General features: G+C 72.1%; 18 protein-coding genes. 10 read left to right on the top strand and 8 right to left on the bottom strand.

The window, feature by feature from the left end:
* Positions 1–76: 76 nt before the first annotated feature.
* Complete coding sequence (locus VFL99_RS12375) at positions 77–844, bottom strand: SDR family NAD(P)-dependent oxidoreductase (RefSeq protein ID WP_325106669.1); 768 nt, start codon at positions 842–844, stop codon at positions 77–79.
* Positions 841–1,230 (bottom strand): DUF488 domain-containing protein, encoded by a 390-nt coding sequence (locus VFL99_RS12380; RefSeq protein WP_325106670.1) that lies wholly within the window; start codon positions 1,228–1,230, stop codon positions 841–843. The genes VFL99_RS12375 and VFL99_RS12380 overlap by 4 nt, the downstream gene beginning before the upstream one ends.
* A 209-nt stretch (positions 1,231–1,439) precedes the next feature.
* Between VFL99_RS12380 and VFL99_RS12385 the strand changes: the two genes are divergently transcribed.
* From VFL99_RS12385 to VFL99_RS12395, 3 genes are all read left to right on the top strand, one after another.
* The gene (locus tag VFL99_RS12385; protein WP_325106671.1) at positions 1,440–2,240 is read left to right on the top strand and encodes a SigB/SigF/SigG family RNA polymerase sigma factor; all 801 of its coding nucleotides are present in this window, start codon (positions 1,440–1,442) and stop codon (positions 2,238–2,240) included.
* Between the two features lie 75 nt (positions 2,241–2,315).
* The gene (locus tag VFL99_RS12390) at positions 2,316–2,759 is read left to right on the top strand and encodes a CBS domain-containing protein (protein ID WP_325106672.1); all 444 of its coding nucleotides are present in this window, start codon (positions 2,316–2,318) and stop codon (positions 2,757–2,759) included.
* Positions 2,760–2,763: 4 nt separating this feature from the next.
* The gene (locus VFL99_RS12395; protein ID WP_325106673.1) at positions 2,764–4,050 is read left to right on the top strand and encodes an ArsB/NhaD family transporter; all 1,287 of its coding nucleotides are present in this window, start codon (positions 2,764–2,766) and stop codon (positions 4,048–4,050) included.
* On the opposite strand, the gene VFL99_RS12400 is transcribed toward VFL99_RS12395, so the two are convergent.
* Both VFL99_RS12400 and VFL99_RS12405 read right to left on the bottom strand, forming a co-directional pair.
* Entirely contained in the window at positions 4,037–5,842 is a 1,806-nt protein-coding gene (locus tag VFL99_RS12400; protein ID WP_325106674.1) for a S9 family peptidase, read from the bottom strand. The two genes, VFL99_RS12395 and VFL99_RS12400, sit on opposite strands and share 14 nt — an antisense overlap.
* 24 nt (positions 5,843–5,866) lie before the next feature.
* A complete protein-coding gene (locus VFL99_RS12405) occupies positions 5,867–6,040 on the bottom strand; it encodes a hypothetical protein (protein WP_325106675.1) in 174 nt (57 codons plus the stop codon).
* Between the two features lie 116 nt (positions 6,041–6,156).
* Here VFL99_RS12405 and VFL99_RS12410 point away from each other — a divergent pair, with 116 nt between their 5' ends.
* From VFL99_RS12410 to VFL99_RS12430, 5 genes are all read left to right on the top strand, one after another.
* On the top strand, positions 6,157–6,651 hold the full coding sequence (locus VFL99_RS12410; RefSeq protein WP_325106676.1) for an RNA polymerase sigma factor: 495 nt from the start codon (positions 6,157–6,159) through the stop codon (positions 6,649–6,651).
* 47 nt (positions 6,652–6,698) lie between these two features.
* Complete coding sequence (locus VFL99_RS12415; RefSeq protein ID WP_325106684.1) at positions 6,699–7,313, top strand: methylated-DNA--[protein]-cysteine S-methyltransferase; 615 nt, start codon at positions 6,699–6,701, stop codon at positions 7,311–7,313.
* A 103-nt stretch (positions 7,314–7,416) separates the two neighbouring features.
* Positions 7,417–8,043 carry a DNA-3-methyladenine glycosylase I gene (locus tag VFL99_RS12420; protein ID WP_414713752.1) on the top strand — a complete coding sequence of 209 codons (627 nt, stop codon included), beginning with the start codon at positions 7,417–7,419 and terminating at the stop codon, positions 8,041–8,043.
* Positions 8,040–8,954: a DNA-3-methyladenine glycosylase family protein gene (locus VFL99_RS12425; RefSeq protein WP_325106677.1), complete on the top strand. Its 915-nt coding sequence runs from the start codon at positions 8,040–8,042 to the stop codon at positions 8,952–8,954. The genes VFL99_RS12420 and VFL99_RS12425 overlap by 4 nt, the downstream gene beginning before the upstream one ends.
* Before the next feature lie 84 nt (positions 8,955–9,038).
* Positions 9,039–9,689 carry a hypothetical protein gene (locus VFL99_RS12430; protein ID WP_325106678.1) on the top strand — a complete coding sequence of 217 codons (651 nt, stop codon included), beginning with the start codon at positions 9,039–9,041 and terminating at the stop codon, positions 9,687–9,689.
* A 58-nt stretch (positions 9,690–9,747) separates the two neighbouring features.
* On the opposite strand, the gene VFL99_RS12435 is transcribed toward VFL99_RS12430, so the two are convergent.
* The 3 genes from VFL99_RS12435 to VFL99_RS12445 form a co-directional block, all read right to left on the bottom strand.
* Positions 9,748–10,716: a sensor histidine kinase gene (locus VFL99_RS12435; protein WP_325106686.1), complete on the bottom strand. Its 969-nt coding sequence runs from the start codon at positions 10,714–10,716 to the stop codon at positions 9,748–9,750.
* 2 nt (positions 10,717–10,718) lie between these two features.
* Positions 10,719–11,546, bottom strand: a complete 828-nt coding sequence (locus VFL99_RS12440) for an MEDS domain-containing protein (protein ID WP_325106679.1) — start codon at positions 11,544–11,546, stop codon at positions 10,719–10,721.
* Between the two features lie 112 nt (positions 11,547–11,658).
* Complete coding sequence (locus VFL99_RS12445) at positions 11,659–13,029, bottom strand: APC family permease (RefSeq protein WP_325106680.1); 1,371 nt, start codon at positions 13,027–13,029, stop codon at positions 11,659–11,661.
* 121 nt (positions 13,030–13,150) lie between these two features.
* Here VFL99_RS12445 and VFL99_RS12450 point away from each other — a divergent pair, with 121 nt between their 5' ends.
* Both VFL99_RS12450 and VFL99_RS12455 read left to right on the top strand, forming a co-directional pair.
* Positions 13,151–13,762, top strand: a complete 612-nt coding sequence (locus VFL99_RS12450) for a TetR/AcrR family transcriptional regulator (protein WP_325106681.1) — start codon at positions 13,151–13,153, stop codon at positions 13,760–13,762.
* Entirely contained in the window at positions 13,759–14,502 is a 744-nt protein-coding gene (locus VFL99_RS12455) for a haloacid dehalogenase type II (RefSeq protein WP_325106682.1), read from the top strand. The genes VFL99_RS12450 and VFL99_RS12455 overlap by 4 nt, the downstream gene beginning before the upstream one ends.
* Positions 14,503–14,659: 157 nt before the next feature.
* On the opposite strand, the gene VFL99_RS12460 is transcribed toward VFL99_RS12455, so the two are convergent.
* Positions 14,660–15,259 (bottom strand): DUF47 domain-containing protein (locus VFL99_RS12460; protein ID WP_325106683.1); only part of this gene is annotated, 600 nt, incomplete at its 5' end.

The raw sequence follows: 15,259 nt of genomic DNA on the forward strand, positions 1-15,259 counted from the left end.
CCCCGCGGACAGCGCGGCGGGCGGGCGGTGGCGGTTGGGTCCGGCGGGCCCCACCGCCGGTCGTGCGGTGCACACCCTAGCGTCCGGTGGGCCGCTGCCCGCGACGCACCGCCGTCCACAGGTGGGGCCAGGCGCGGACCGGCACGAACCGGGCGGCCTTGGCGAGCAGCGCCATCCGCAGGGGGAAGGCGATCTCGGTACGCCCGCGCTCCAGTCCGTCGCAGATCGCCCGGCCGGCCGCGTCGGCGTCGATGAGGAAGGGCATGGGAACGCGGTGGTGGTGCGTCAGGGGGATGCGCACGAAGCCGGGGGAGACGGTCGCGACGTGGATGCCGCGTGGTGCCAGCTGGACTCGCAGGTCCTCGAGCAGGGTGAGCTGTGCCGCCTTCGTGGCGGAGTAGGCGCCGCCGCCGGGCAGCCCCCGGTAGCCGGCCAGGGAGGCGATGCCGGCGAAGGTGCCCGACCCGCGCGCGAGCAGGTGCGGCAGCGCCGCCCCGACCGTGTTGCTCATGCCGATGAGGTTGACCTCGACCTGGCGGCGGAACAGCTCGGTGTCCCAGTGCTCGACCGGCATCGGCTGCGACTGGCCCGCTGCAGCGACGACCACGTCGGGCACGCCGAGCTCGGCGACCACCCGGCCCGCCGCCTGCACCATGCCGGGGGCGTCCGTGACGTCGGCGGGTACGGTGAGCATCGCTCCCTCGGCGACCGCCGTGAGCCGGTCCGCGCGGCGCGCCGAGACGGCCACCCGGGCTCCTCTGGCCCGCATCTCCCGCGCCACGGCGGCCCCGATGCCGCTGGAGGCGCCGACCACCCAGCAGATGGTGCCCTCGAGATCCCTCACCCCTGCTCCAGCAGGTCGGCGAGCACGCGGGCCTGGCTGAGCTCGAGGTCCTTGGTCGCGGTCATCAGCGTCAGCGGCCCCTCGCGGTGGAGCTGCTGCAGGTGCTCGAAGGCCTCCGCCCGCTCGGCATCGGTGAGCTCGTCGCGGTAGCGGCGGATGAACTCCTCGTGCTTGTCGGGGTCGTGGGCGTACCACTTGCGCAGCTCGGTGGAGGGGGCGACCGCCTTGAGCCACTCGTCCCAGGGGGCACCGTCCTTGCGCTGACCCCGCGGCCACACCCGGTCCACCAGGACGACCGTCCCGCGGTCGGGTCGGCCATCCTTGACGTGGGCGACCGTCAGCGACGGGTGCTTGCTGTGACCTCGCTCGTTGCCCTTGGCAGCCATACCCGTCATCGTCCCGCACGTGTCCAGCCGAGCGTTGCCGGAGCGTTCAGGTCACCTCCAGACAGTGCCCAGCCTTGGACCAGCGTGGGTTGGGACGCTGGCCTCGGACCAGCCAAGGCTTGCCTCGGATGTGCTCATGGTGGTTTCCTCGAAGTGTCGGGGCCCGAAGCAACTCTGGCGGAGGAATTCCGACGCGAGGAGGTGTCACGGTGACAGCTTCTGCCCATCTCGCCGGTGGACGTCACGAGCTCGGAGCCGGCTCGCACGAGCCGGGGTCGATCGAGGAACGGCTGGCCGAGGCCGCGGCGGCGCCGACCGAGGCCGAGCGCGAGGAGATCCTCGCGGAGGTCATCGTCGACCAGCTCCCCATGGCGCGCAGCATCGCGCTGCGCTACCGCGACCGGGGGCAACCGCTGGAGGACCTCGTCCAGGTGGCCTCGCTCGCCCTCGTCCTCGCGGTCAAGCGGTTCCGCCCCGAGGAGTCGGCGTCCTTCGCCGCCTTCGCCACCCCCACCATCACCGGCGAGCTGCGCCGGTACTTCCGCGACCACGGCTGGACCGTCCGGCCCCCGCGGCGGTTGCAGGAGCTGCGCCCGCGGATCGTCGCGGCCACCGGGGAGCTCGAGCAGGAGCTGCGGCGTGCCCCGACGGTCGCCGAGCTCGCCGACTACCTCGACGTGCCGGCCGAGGAGGTGCTCGAGGCGCAGGTGGCGTCCTCCTCCTACCGCCACCTGTCGCTGGACCGGACCAGTGCCCCGGGGCAGGACGACTCCCTCGGCGAGGAGGTCGGAGAGGCCGACGAGCGGCTCGAGCTCGTGCTCAAGCGGGTGGCGCTGCCCCAGATGGTGGCCACTCTCTCCGACCGGGACCGCAAGGTCCTCGACCTGCGCTTCGTGCACGAGTACACCCAGCAGCAGGTCGCCGACGAGATCGGGGTGACCCAGATGCAGGTCTCCCGGATCCTCAGCCGAATCCGGCGCGAGATGCGCCAGCTCGCGGCCAACGGCTGAGCCGGCCCACCGCCGCTGTTCCGTCTCGCGGCTCCTGCGACGTCGCCGCTGGCCCCCGGGCCATAGGGTGCGGTCATGCAAGCGCGCGACATGGTGGAGGAGTTCCCGGTTACGAGCCTGGATGCCGACGCGCTCGAGGCGGCCAAGGTGATGGCCGCCGAGCGGCTGCCCGGACTGGTGGTGGTCGACGCGCGCGGTCGTCCGCACTCGATCCTCGGCGCCTCACAAGTCGTCCGCTTCCTCGTCCCCCGCTACGTGCAGGACGACCCCTCCCTCGCCGGCGTGGTGGGGGAGTCGCTCGCCGACCAGGTCGCGGACAAGCTGTCCGGGGTGTCGGTGCGCCGGTTGCTCCCCGAGGAGCCGCAGGAGCTCGCGGTCGTCCACGCCGACGACACGGTGCTCGAGCTGGCCGCCGTCATGGCCCGGTTGCGCAGCCCGTTGGTGGCGGTGGTGGAGGACGACCAGGTGGTGGGTGTGGTGACCGCGTCGCGGTTGCTGCAGCTCGTCACCCCCCAGTGACCGTATGACGGTCGTTGCGGTGGCGATCTTCGTGATCGCCTATGTCCTGATCGCCTCGGAGTGGGTCCACCGGCTGGTGGCGGTCCTGGCCGGGGCGGGCCTGTTGCTCGCGCTGGGGATCGTCGGCCCGGCCGACGCGTTCTACTCCGAGCGCACGGGGATCGACTGGAACGTCATCTTCCTGCTGCTCGGGATGATGATCATCGTCGGGATCCTCAAGCAGACAGGGGTGTTCGAGTTCGTCGCCATCTGGGCGGCCAAGCGGGCGCGGGGCCGGCCGCTGCGCGTGATGGTGCTCCTGGTGCTGATCACGGCGGTGGCCTCGGCGTTCCTGGACAACGTGACCACGGTGCTGCTGGTCGCGCCGGTGACGTTGCTGGTGTGCGAGCGGCTCGGGGTGGGGCCCGTGCCGTTCCTCATGGCGGAGGTGTTCGCCTCCAACATTGGCGGGACGGCGACCTTGATCGGCGACCCGCCCAACATCATCATCGGGAGCCGGGCCGGGTTGAGCTTCAACGAGTTCGCGGTGAACATGGGCCCGGTCATCCTCATCGAGATCGTCGCCTTCTGCGTGGCGCTGAAGTGGCTGTTCGCAGGGTCGTTCGTCGCCGACGAGGAGCGCGTGGCCTCCGTGCTGACGTTGAACGAGCGCGAGGCGATCCGCGACCGGCCCCTGCTGGTCAAGTGCGGCGTGGTGCTGGCGCTGGTGTTCGCCGGCTTCGTGGGGCACGCCGTGTTCGGGCTGGAGCCCTCCGTGGTGGCGCTGCTCGGGGCCGGGTTGCTGGTGCTGCTCTCCGGGGCGAAGCCGGCGCAGTTCCTGGCCAGTGTGGAGTGGGAGACGCTGGTCTTCTTCGCCGGCCTGTTCATCATGGTGGGAGCACTGGTGAAAACCGGGGTGATCCACCACCTGGCGTCCTGGGTGACCGCGGCCACCGGCGGCGACGCGCTCGTGGCGGCGTTGATGATCCTGGTCGTGTCGGCGGTGCTGTCCGGCGTGGTGGACAACATCCCCTACGTGGCCACGATGTCGCCGCTGGTACTGCAGCTGTCGCACGACCTGCCCGCCCAGCACGGCGGCGCGCTGTGGTGGGCGCTGGCCCTCGGAGCCGACCTCGGCGGCAACATGACCGCCATCGGTGCCAGCGCCAACGTCGTGGTCCTGGGCATCGCGGCCCGCAACGAGACGCCGATCTCGTTCTGGCGGTTCACCCGGACCGGGGTGCTCGTCGTCGCGCTGACCATCGCGATCGCTGTGCCCTATGTCTGGTTGCGCTACTTCACCTTCGCCTGACCGAAGTGAGCAGGTCGACCGGGGCGATCTCGTCGGCGGGCGTGAAGCCGAACACCTCACCGTAGAACCACAGCTCGGCTTCCCGAGCGCGCACGACGTTCTCGGCGCGGCGGAACCCGTGGCCCTCACCCTCGAACAGCAGGAACGCGACCGGCAGCCCCTTGGCGGCCACCGCCTCGGCCATCAGCTGCGCCTGGTTCGGCGGCACGACGAGGTCGTCGGCGCCCTGCAACAGGATGAGCGGGCAGCTGAGCCGGTCGACGTGACGGACGGGCGAGCGCTCGGCATACACCTCCCGGGCCGCTGGCCACGGGCCGACGAGCCCGTCGGTGTAGTGCGACTCGAACTTGTGCGTCTCCTGCGCGATGGCACTGAGGTCGGAGATGCCGTAGAAGCTCGCGCCGGCGCTGAAGGTGTCAGTGAAGGTGAGGGCCGCCAGCGTCGTGTAGCCGCCCGCGCTTCCGCCGGTGATCGCCAGTCGCGAGGCATCGGCCCGGCCGAGCTCGGCCATGGCGAGCGCGCCGGTGCTGCAGTCCTCGACGTCGACGATTCCCCAGTTGCCCTGCAGCTGTTCGCGATAGGCCCGGCCATAGCCCGAGCTGCCGCGGTAGTTCACGTCGAGCACCGCAACGCCGCGGCTGGTGAACCAGGCGACGTCGAGGCGGAACGCGCCCGGGTGGAACGACGTCGGACCGCCGTGGCACATGACGACCAGTGGCGGCCGCTCGCCCTCCGGCGCGATGAAGTGCGGGTTGGTCGGTGCATAGAAGAAGCCGTATGCCGTGTGCGCGCCTCCGGTGGTCCACTCCACCGGTTCCGGGCGGGGCACGTAGCGGGCATCGACCGGCTCCGACGAACGCGCGAGTTCGGTGAGGGCGACGTCAGCAGCGCAGGCGCACAGGGAGATTCGCACGATGGCGCCGGGGTTGTCGGCGAAGGAGGCGTGGCAGACGACCTCGTCGTCGCCGGCCTGCACGGTCGTCACGTCGGTGGCCGGCGTGGTCAGTTCAGTGAGGTGGCCGACCGGCGACAGCACGCCGAGGTGCGCCAGCCCATCGGTGAGCCACGTACACACGAGTCGGTCACCGGCGAAGCCGTAGCTCGACATCCCCAACGTCCACTGGGGCGTGCCGAACTCGCGCTCCATCGGCAACAGCGCTGTCGCGACTGGTGCAGGGTCAGCCGGGTCTCCTTCTTCCACCGGAAGATCCACGGCGTAGAGGTTCGCCCACCCGGTGCGGTCCGACAGGAACACCAGCCGGCCGTCGGGCGCCCACACCGGCTCGGTGATGGCTTCACCCGGTCCGCCGGCGACCCGTCGCGGGGCGCGCAAGCTCCCCGACTCGTCGAGCTCGGCGACCCACAGGGTGGTGCTGTCCCACGGCATGTTCGGATGGTTCCACTGCACCCAGGCAATGCGGCTGCCGTCGGCCGACAGGGCCGGGCGGGAGACGAAGTCCGGTCCCTCGACGAGGACCGTCCCGGCCGGATTCCCGGCCGCGTCGAGGTCGACGCGCACCAGCGTGTTGGCTGGCTCCTCGCCGGAGCCGTCGCCGGAGTGGTCCTCCCGCACGCAGAACACCGCCCCACGACGCTCGTCGAGCACCAACCCGCCGTAGCGCATCGCCCCCTCGGGCGTGACCGGCACGGGCGGGGCGCCGTCGTCCGCGCGTACCTGCCACAGCCGCTGGGCAGCGAAGTCGACGAAGACCACGCGACCCGAGCGCACGGCATACGCACCACCGCCGTACTCGTGGACGCGGGAGCGCACGTTCCAGCCCTCGGGGAGCACGTCCGTGCGGGTGCCGTCGCGCGACTAGCGCACGAGCGCGACCCGGCCGCCCTCCTCGGCCCGGCCCTCCAGCCAGTAGACATCCTCGCCGTCGAGGCGCGGCTCGTCCAGTCGCAGCGCGCCCGCGGCGAAGAGCGCGGCGGTGATCGGGGAGGGCCAGCTGCCGTAGGGGGCGACGGCGCGGTCGGATGGGGTCAACGCGGGCTCCTTCGTCGGGATGCCCAGCATGCCCGATGATGGGCGGACCCCGGGACCACCCGGGTGCGTGCCGAGCGGGTCCTCACGTCCAGCGGGCCCGGGACGTCTGCAGGGTGATGAAGCGACCGTTTGAGCAGATCGTGACACAGCACGGGGCGACCGTGCTGCGGGTGTGCCGCGCCGTGCTGGGGCCCGCCGACGCCGACGACGCGTGGTCGGAGACCTTCCTCGCGGCGCTGCGGGCCTGGCCCGACCTTCCCGAGGACGCCAACGTCGAGGCCTGGCTGGTGACCATCGCGCGCCGCAAGGCGATCGACGTCGCCCGCGCCGCCGCGCGGCGGGCGGTGCCGGTCGAGGCGGTTCCCGACGGCCCCACCACCCGAGGACGCCCGGGGGAGTGGGACGCCGACCTGTATGCCGCGCTGGCGCGGCTGTCGACGCGACAACGGGAGGCCGTCGCCTACCACTACCTCGGCGGGCTGCCCTACGCCGAGGTCGCAGCGATGACCGGTGGCAGCACGGACGCTGCCCGCCGGGCGGCCGCCGACGGCATCCGCGCCCTGCGCACCACCTACGCACCCACGGTCCTGGGAGAAGGAGAACAGGCATGAACGGGCACACCTCAGGAGCAGACCGGACCCGAGCGGGAGAGGACGCGATGCGGGCGACCGGCCGCGACGCGGCCGAGCTGCGGGCACGGCTGGTCCCCGCCGACGACCCGGCGCTGGCCCGGCTGCACGAGCGGCTGGCAGCGGCCGCAGCCGCGGACGGCATTCTGGACGTCGCCTACCGGACCATCGACACGCCGGTCGGGCGGCTGCTGCTGGCCGCCACCGAGGAGGGCCTGGTCCGGGTGGCCTTCGAGCGCGAGGGCGAGGACCTCGTCCTCACCGACCTGGCCGAGCGGGTGAGCCCGCGTGTCCTGGCCGCCCCGGCCCGGCTCGACGTCGTGAGCCGCGAGCTGGAGGAGTACTTCGCCGGCCGCCGGCGCCGCTTCGACGTGCCCGTCGACCTGCGGCTGGCCTCCGGCTTCCGACGCCAGGTGCTCGCCCACCTCCCCGAGATCGGCTACGGCCGGACCGAGACGTATGCCGAGGTCGCCGCGGCCGCAGGCAGCCCCCGGGCGGTGCGGGCAGTGGGGACCGCCTGCGCCGGCAACCCGGTCCCCGTGGTGGTGCCCTGCCACCGAGTGGTCCGATCCGACGGGAGCACGGGCGGCTACCGCGGCGGTCCCGAGGCCAAGCGGGTGCTCCTGGCTCTCGAAGCGGCCTGACGGACCGGGCCGCCTCGCCGGCGAAGAGGCAGAGGGTGCCGCCGGGTACCGTCCCTGTGCGGAGTGCCTGCCGGAGGCCCATCGCGAGCGGAAGGGAGCACAGGTGAGGGAGTCGGGCAAGCAGGTGGTGGCACCGGAGGGCCTCGTGCGTGGTGGCGACGGGTTGCTGCGGCCGGCGTGGGCGGCGACCGACCCGCTGCTGCGGGAGTACTACGACCAGGAGTGGGGGATGCCGGTCCGCGACGAGCGCGGGGTGTTCGAGCGGCTGAGTCTGGAGGCGTTCCAGTCCGGTCTGTCCTGGGCGACGATCCTGCGCAAGCGGCCGGCGTTCCGGAAGGCGTTCGCCGACTTCGACCCGGACACTGTCGCGGCGTTCGGCCCGAGCGACGTCGAGCGGCTCCTCGGCGACGCCGGGATCGTGCGCAACCGCCGCAAGATCGAGGCCACCATCGGCAACGCCGCGGCCACGGTGGCCCTGCGCGCGGAGGGCGGGCTCGCCGAGCTGGTCTGGTCCTTCCAGCCGGGGGCGACGCCGCAGCCCCGACTGCTGGCCGACATCCCCACCACGTCACCGGAGTCGGTGGCCCTCTCGAAGGCCCTGCGGCGTAAGGGATTCGTGTTCGTCGGGCCCACGACGATGTTCGCCCTCATGGAGGCGATCGGCATCGTGGACACCCACCTCGTCGACAGCCACCGGCGCGGGTCCTCCGGGGTGTGGCCGCGGACGTGACCGTCGCAGAGGTCGAGCTCCCCGAGCCGCTCGAGAGCCGGTCGGTGCTCGGCGTGCTCGCCGCGCACGCCGTGCCCGGCATCGAGCAGGTCGATCCCGTCACCGGGACGGTGCGCCGCTTCGTCACGCTCGCGGGCCGACCGGTCCTGCTGACGCTCACGCTGGGAGCGCCCCCGGGCCGGCACGGTGGACCGGCGCGCGTCCTGATCGAGGTCGAGCCCGCCGCTCGGGACGAGGCGGTGGTACTCGTGCGCCGCTGGCTCGATCTCGACCGGGACCTCGGGCCCGTGCGTGCCGTGCTGGCCACCGACCCCGTCCTCGCCCCGCTGGTGGCAGCCCGTCCAGGGCTGCGGGTGACCGGCTACCCCGACGGGTTCGAGGCCGCCGTGCTCACCGTGCTCGGGCAACAGGTCAGCGTCGCCGCGGCCCGCACCTTCGGCGCCCGCCTCGTCCAGCGGTATGCCGACCCCGCACCGGGCGCAGCACCTCACCCGGACCGGGTCGCGGGCAACGGCGAAGGGCCGGTGCTGCGGTGCTTTCCCCGGCCGGAGGCGCTCGCCGGGGCCGAGCCGGAGGAGCTGCGCGCCACGCTCGGCGTGCCGGCGGCCCGCGCGCGGACGGTGCTGGCCCTCGCCCGCGCCTGCGCCGAGGGACTCCGGCTCGACGCGTCGGGCGACCCCACCGACCTCCGGCACCGACTGCTGGAGCTGCCCGGGATCGGCCCCTGGACCGCCGAGTACCTCGCGCTGCGGGCGTTCGGGGATGCGGACGCGTTCCCGGCCACCGACCTCGTCCTGCGGCGCGCCCTCGGTCGGGTGACGAGCGCGGAGGCGACGCGGGCAGCCGCTGCCTGGTCGCCATACCGGGCGTATGCCGTCGTGCACCTGTGGGCGCACGCGGCCTATCGCTGAACCAATCTGCCCGTTCTCACTCGCGATCCAGGGGAATGGGGGATCGTGGGGGCACCGGCCTGACCACCGTGCGCAGGGGGCGTCATGGCGGAGTTCGCGGAGACCGACGAGGTTCGTCGGCAGTTTCCGCACCCGAGACTGCTCCTGGCCAGCCTGCTCGTCTGCGCGGTCCTGCTGGCCGGGCTGGGGGCGTGGGCGGTCTACCAGCACAGGCATCCGGGCCGGGGGCCGTTGAGTCCACGCGAGCAGGGCTTGGAATTCACCAGCACCGGCATCCCCGTCGGCGCCACCGGCCTCGGAACCTTCGCGATGATCACGCTCGCCAACGCCACGACGGTGCCGGCGGTCATCGACGACGTCCGGCTCGTGCCGCCCCCGGACGGGCCGCAGGTGCGGCTGGTCGGCAGCTGGGTCGTGCACTCCTCGAGCGGGGCGCTGTGGTCCGCCTTCGGTGGCCCGCCGCAGCAGCACTACCCGGTGCGGCACGACGCGCACGGCGCGGTCATCCCCGGACACAGCGGAGCGTACGTGCTCGGGCTCACCCTGGCCTCGCGGGCCCCGTCGTCGCTGTCGCGGATCGACGGGGTGGACGTGCTGTACCACGTCGACGGGCAGCACTACCGGGACCGCTGGCCCGACCAGGTGGTCCTGTGCCCGGGCTCCTCGTGCGCTCCCTGGCGCACGTCGACCGGCGGGCAGCCGCGCTGGCCGCCGAAGCCCGCCTACCTCCCGTAGCGGCGCGCACGGCCGGACTTCGCGGCACGGGCCTCCGCCTCCGTCCGTGCTGAACTGGTCACCCGGTCGCGCTGACCATGTCGGCGCCCACCGTCGCGACGCCGACGTGGATGCGGACGGTGGTGCCCGACTGCTCCGCGGAGCGGATCTGGACCAGGTCGCACAGCTGGTTGACGAGCATCAGCCCGCGCCCCGACTCGTCGAGCGGTCCGGCCCGCCGGCGCCCGGCCAACGGATCGGTGATCGTGCCGCTGTCCCGGATCTCGGCGACGACCTCGTCGCCCTCACGCCAGAGCAGCAGCTCCGGCACGTCGTCGGCGTGGCGCAGGGTGTTGGTGCACAGCTCCACCACGGCGAGGACCAGGTCGGCGGCACGGTTCCGCGGCAGCCCCCACCGCAGCGCCTGGGCGCCGACGAACTGCCGGATGCCGCGCATGTCGGGTGTCGACAGCCGGGTCACGCCGTGTGGGGGAGGGGAGCTGAGCGGCCAGTTGTCGGCGGCACAGAAGGCGACGGCATCGGCATACCGGCTGCTCGGGTGGGCGCCGGCCGTGGTGAGCAACGTGGGGTGGGTGCGCTCGGCGTCCTCGAGCACCGACACCGGTAGCTGGTCCGCGCGGTAGGGACACAGGATGGCCGCGTCGGCGCTGGCGAAGGCGACGTTCTTGAGCGCCTCGTGAGTGGTCGCCTCCTCGATCTCCGGTCGGCTGCGCCCCGGCCAGATGGGCTCTCCGACGAAGCGGGTGTGCGCGGTCGGGTGCTCGTCGAGGAAGTCCTGGATCATCGGCATGAGGCACGAGGGGTTGCGCCCGACGTGGGTCACGTCGAAGAAGTGGACGTCGGCGGCGTCGGCCAGCCCGGCACGCAAGAGGGTGATCCGGTCGGGCGGGACGGCGACGTAGACCGGGTCGCCGACGTCCAGGCCCTCCTGGATGAAGCCGCCGACGCCGAGGAGGTACTCCTCGTCGGTGCGGTAGAACAGCCCGTCGTGCTGCAGGCACGAGCCGGGGTGGCGGGTCGCGGCCATCGTCACGTGCGCACCTCCCAGTGCTGCTGCGGCCAGAGGACGGCGGCGACCTCGGTGAGACAGCGAGGTGGCCAGTGCAGGACGAGAGTGCACTGCGGATGGTCCTGGGCGAAGCGGACCAGCCGCATGGTCCCCGCCACGTCGATGAAGGAGACGTCGGCCAGCTCGAGGTGGCACTCGCCGATGTCGCCACCGAGCCGCTGGTGGAGCTCGCTGAGGGCGACGTCGAGCAGGTGGTGGTTCTCGAGGTCGATGTCGCCGCTCACCCTGAGGCCTGCGACCTCCGCGGTGATCGTGGTGGCGTGCTCCATGGGGTCCTCGATGAGGGTGGGATGCACTTGCGCGACCTGTCGGAGCAGGTCGGAGTCCACCAGTCGGCTGTCGTACTGGCACAGGGCCGCCGCGGGTCGGGTGGCGAAGACGTCGGTGGCGCGGCGTTCGTAGTCGACGAGGTCGGAGGCCGGCACGTCGGCGCGGGCGACCCAGTCCATCTCGCCGGTGATGCGCACGCCGCGGTAGCCGAGCGCGAGCGACTCGTCGATGACCTGCTCCAGCAGCTGCAGCATCTCCTCGACGACGAACTGCTCCCGGGCGAGGTCGGAGCTCTCCGTGCCGGCGACGACCAGCTGTCCGCCCTCCAGGGACTGCTCCACCGGGAGGTCGTGCCCGGCCAGCATGGTGCAGAAGGCCTCGGCCGAGGCGGTCGAGGACAGGTAGCAGACCCGGTCCCCGGCGCGCAGGCCCTGCCTGACGAAGTCGGTGGCGATCCGCTGCCGCGCCTCGTCGCTGCCCGCCACGCTGCACGCGTGGTCCCCGAGAGCCAACGTCATGGCGTTCCCTGCATGGCACATCCTTGCTGCGGCGACCTGCGGCCGCCTTCCTGACCGCCCCTGTCAGGGTAGGCCCGCGCGATCGGCTGGGCTAGCCCGTTCGCCAAGGTGTCTAGTCAGTCGTGGCGGTCCGCGGAGCGCGCCGGTGCTGGACCGCGGTGAGCACCAGCCCGACCACCAGCCAGACGGCCCCGACCACCTGGGCGACGTGGCTGGCCTCCACCAGCACCACCGCCAGGATGGCCACGCCGACCACCGGTGCCACGACATGGGCACCGACCCTGCGGGCGCCGCCGGCCCGGCGGACCCAGAAATAGCCGACCACCGAGGCGTGGAGCAGGACGAAGGCGCACAGGGCGCCCACGCTGACGACCGACACGAGCAGGTCGAGCCCGTTCGGTTGCCGCGCGGCCCAGACGGCGATGAGGACGTTGAACACGGCGGCGACGAGCACCCCCACGACCGGCACACCGCTGCGGTGGTGCACCGTCGCCATGGCGGTCGGCATGCGCCTGTCCCGGCCCATGTCCATGAGGATGCGGGAGGCGGCCGCCTGACCGACCATCGCCGAGAACGCCGCCCCGGCGGCCTTGACGAAGGCCAGCAGGGAGGACAGCCAGCCGGCGAGCTGCACGCCCACGAGGTGGTAGTAGGCGTCGCCCTGGGTGCCGGGATGGGCGGCCAGCTGCTGCGGCGATGTGGGTGAGATCACCGACCCGATGTAGGTCTGGGCAGCGAACAGCAGACCGGCGATCACCAGGCACGTCAGGGTCGCCCGTCCGACCAGCCGGGAACTGCCGATGGTCTCCTCGGCGAAGGTGGCGATGGCATCGAAGCCGAGGTAGGACAGCACCGCCACGGAGACGGCGCTCAGGACGGCCGCCACCGAGAACCCGCCGACCCCGGTGAACGGGGACAGCCACCCACGGGTGGGTCCCTCGTGCACGAGCAGCCACGCGGCACCTACCAGGACCATCCCCAGCACCACCACCTCGGCCACCACGGTGATCGCCGCCACGCGGGCGGCCACGCGCACGCCGGCAAGGTTGAAGCCGGTGGTGCAGACGACGGCCAGCGCGGTCCACCCCCAGGTCGGCAACACCGGCAGGAACGAGTGCATGGCGATCCCGGTGAACAGGTAGGCCACGCTCGGGATCAGCAGGTAGTCGAGCATCACCATCCAGCCGGTGATGAAGCCCGTCCGTGGCCCGATTCCCACGCTGGCGTAGGCGAAGACGGAGCCGGCCCGCGGGACGTGGCGCGACATCAGGGCGTAGGAGAAGGCGGTGAACGACATCGCCACGGTGGCGACCAGGTAGACGACGGGGACGGCGCCGTGGCTCTTGGCGTCCAGCGGACCGAAGATGCTGACCGCTGCCGCCGGGCCGATGAAGACCAGTCCGTAGACGATGAGGTCGATGAACCGGATGCGGCGGCGCAGGCCGGACGCCGGGACGCCGGTCTGGGGAACGGTGTCGGTCACCCGGCCATTCTCGGCGGCTCGGCAGCGGAGGTTCCGACCGGCTCATCCCGTGGGCATGCGCCACTCTTGCGCTGCCCCCCGGTCTAGGTAGACTGATCTACCTAGAGACGAGGATGTTCCAGTGAGTGGACGGACGAGGGTGCCCGCACGGCAACGACTACTCGACGCCGCAGCCCGCCTGTTCTACGCCGACGGCATGGTGGCAACCGGCATCGACGCGATCACCGCGGAGGCGGGCGTGGCGAAGATGAGCCTCTACAACAACTTCGCCTCCAAGGACGAGCTGATGCTGGCCTACATCGAGGCGCGCCACGCCGAGTGGCTCGAGCTCTACCGCGCTCGCGCCGAGCGCGTCACCTCGGCTGAGGACGGGGTGCGTGCGGTGTTCGACGCGTATGCCGACCACGCGTCGGCTGCCTACGTGCACGGGTTCCGCGGGTGCGGGTTGCTCAACGCGGCCGCCGAGCTGCCGGCGGGCTCGCCCGGGCGGGACGCGGTGCGCCGGCACAAGGAGCAGGTCGAGTCGATCCTGGCCGAGCACCTGACAGCCCTCGCCGAGCACGAGGTGGCCGAACGGACGGCGGAGCAGCTGGCGTTCCTGCTGGAGGGGGCGATGACCCGAGCCGGGCTGGAAGGCCGGGCCGACCGGCTGGAGCACGCCCGGATGATGGCCGACGCCGTGGTCGAGCGGCTGCGCGCCGAAGGGCACACGACAGCGGGAGGAACACCGTGACCGACCTCGACCTGACCCACTTCAGGGCCCTCAGCTTCGACTGCTACGGCACGCTCATCGACTGGGAGGCCGGGATCACCACGGTGCTCGCCCCGTGGGCACGCCAGCAGCGACTTCGCCTCACCGACGAGGACCTGCTCCTGGCGTATGCCGACCACGAGGCTGCCGTCGAACGCGAGACCCCCAGCGCGCTCTACCCCGACGTGCTCGCCGCTGCCTTTCGCCGCACCGGAGACACTCTCGGCCGTCCGGTCAGCGATGAGTGGGCACAGCGACTGGGCAGGTCGGTGCCGGACTGGCCGGCCTTCCCCGACTCCGCCGAGGCGCTGGCCCGGCTGGCGCAGCACTACCAGCTGATCATCCTGTCCAACGTCCACCGCGACGGCTTCGCCGCCAGCAACGCCCGCCTCGGCGGTGACTTCGCCGCGGTCATCACCGCCGAGGACGTCGGCGCCTACAAGCCGGCGGCGAACCACTTCCGAGCGCTGGACGCCACGCTCCGCGGGCTCGGGGTGGACGGCCACGAGCTGCTGCACGTGGCCCAGAGCCTGTTCCACGACCACGTGCCGGCCAAGCGAGAAGGACTGCTGTCGGTGTGGATCAACCGCCGCCACGACCGTCCCGGTTGGGGAGCCACCCCCGAACCGTCGGAGGAGTGGACCTACCAGCTGGAGTTCGCCTCGATGCGCGACTTCGCCGACACGGTGGAGCAGGCCCACGCCGGGCGGTCCGCCGGCTGAGAGTTCCCTCCAACACCGGCGCCTTCGTCCCAGCAGGCCTACACGGTGTCCCCGCGCGGGTTCGGTCGGAAGTCCCGCCCGATCTACCGGCTACGGCGGATCACGTGTTCGAGCCGATCGCCTACGCGCCAGGTCGCTTGGCAGATCGATTGGACGCTCAGGACTCCTTGACGGCGATGCTCTCGACCGTGTTCGCCACGGTCTCGAACGCGTCGGCGGCGGACTCCAGCTCGTCGATCACTTCCTTGAGCTTGAGGATCGCGATCGCGTCGGAGCCGTCGTTGAACATCTCGGCCAGCAGGCGCCGGTAGATCTGGTCGGCCTGGTTCTCCAGGCGGTTGATCTCGATCCAGTACTCCGACAGGTCCCTCATCGAGCGCAGCCGCGGCATCGCCTCGGCGGTCAGCTCCGACATCCGGCACAGCACCTCCACCTGGGAGGCGATCGCCGTGGGGAGCCGGCCGATCTGGTAGAGCACGATCAGGTCGACCGCGGCCTCCATGTGGTCCATGCAGTCGTCCAGGTTCGAGGCGAGGGCGTAGATGTCCTCCCGGTCGAACGGGGTGATGAACGAGCTGTTGACCTTGCGCATGAGCGCGTGCGTCGACTCATCGGCCGCGTGCTCGTGGTCCCGCATGCGCTTGGCGCACGCCTCCCGCTCGTCGATCTCGACGCCGAGCAGGGTCGTCAGCTCGCGCGAGCCGTCCACCAGGTGGCTGGCCTGCTCGGCGAACATCTCGTAGAAGCTGTTGTCCTG

This window comes from Segeticoccus sp. (assembly GCF_035708005.1).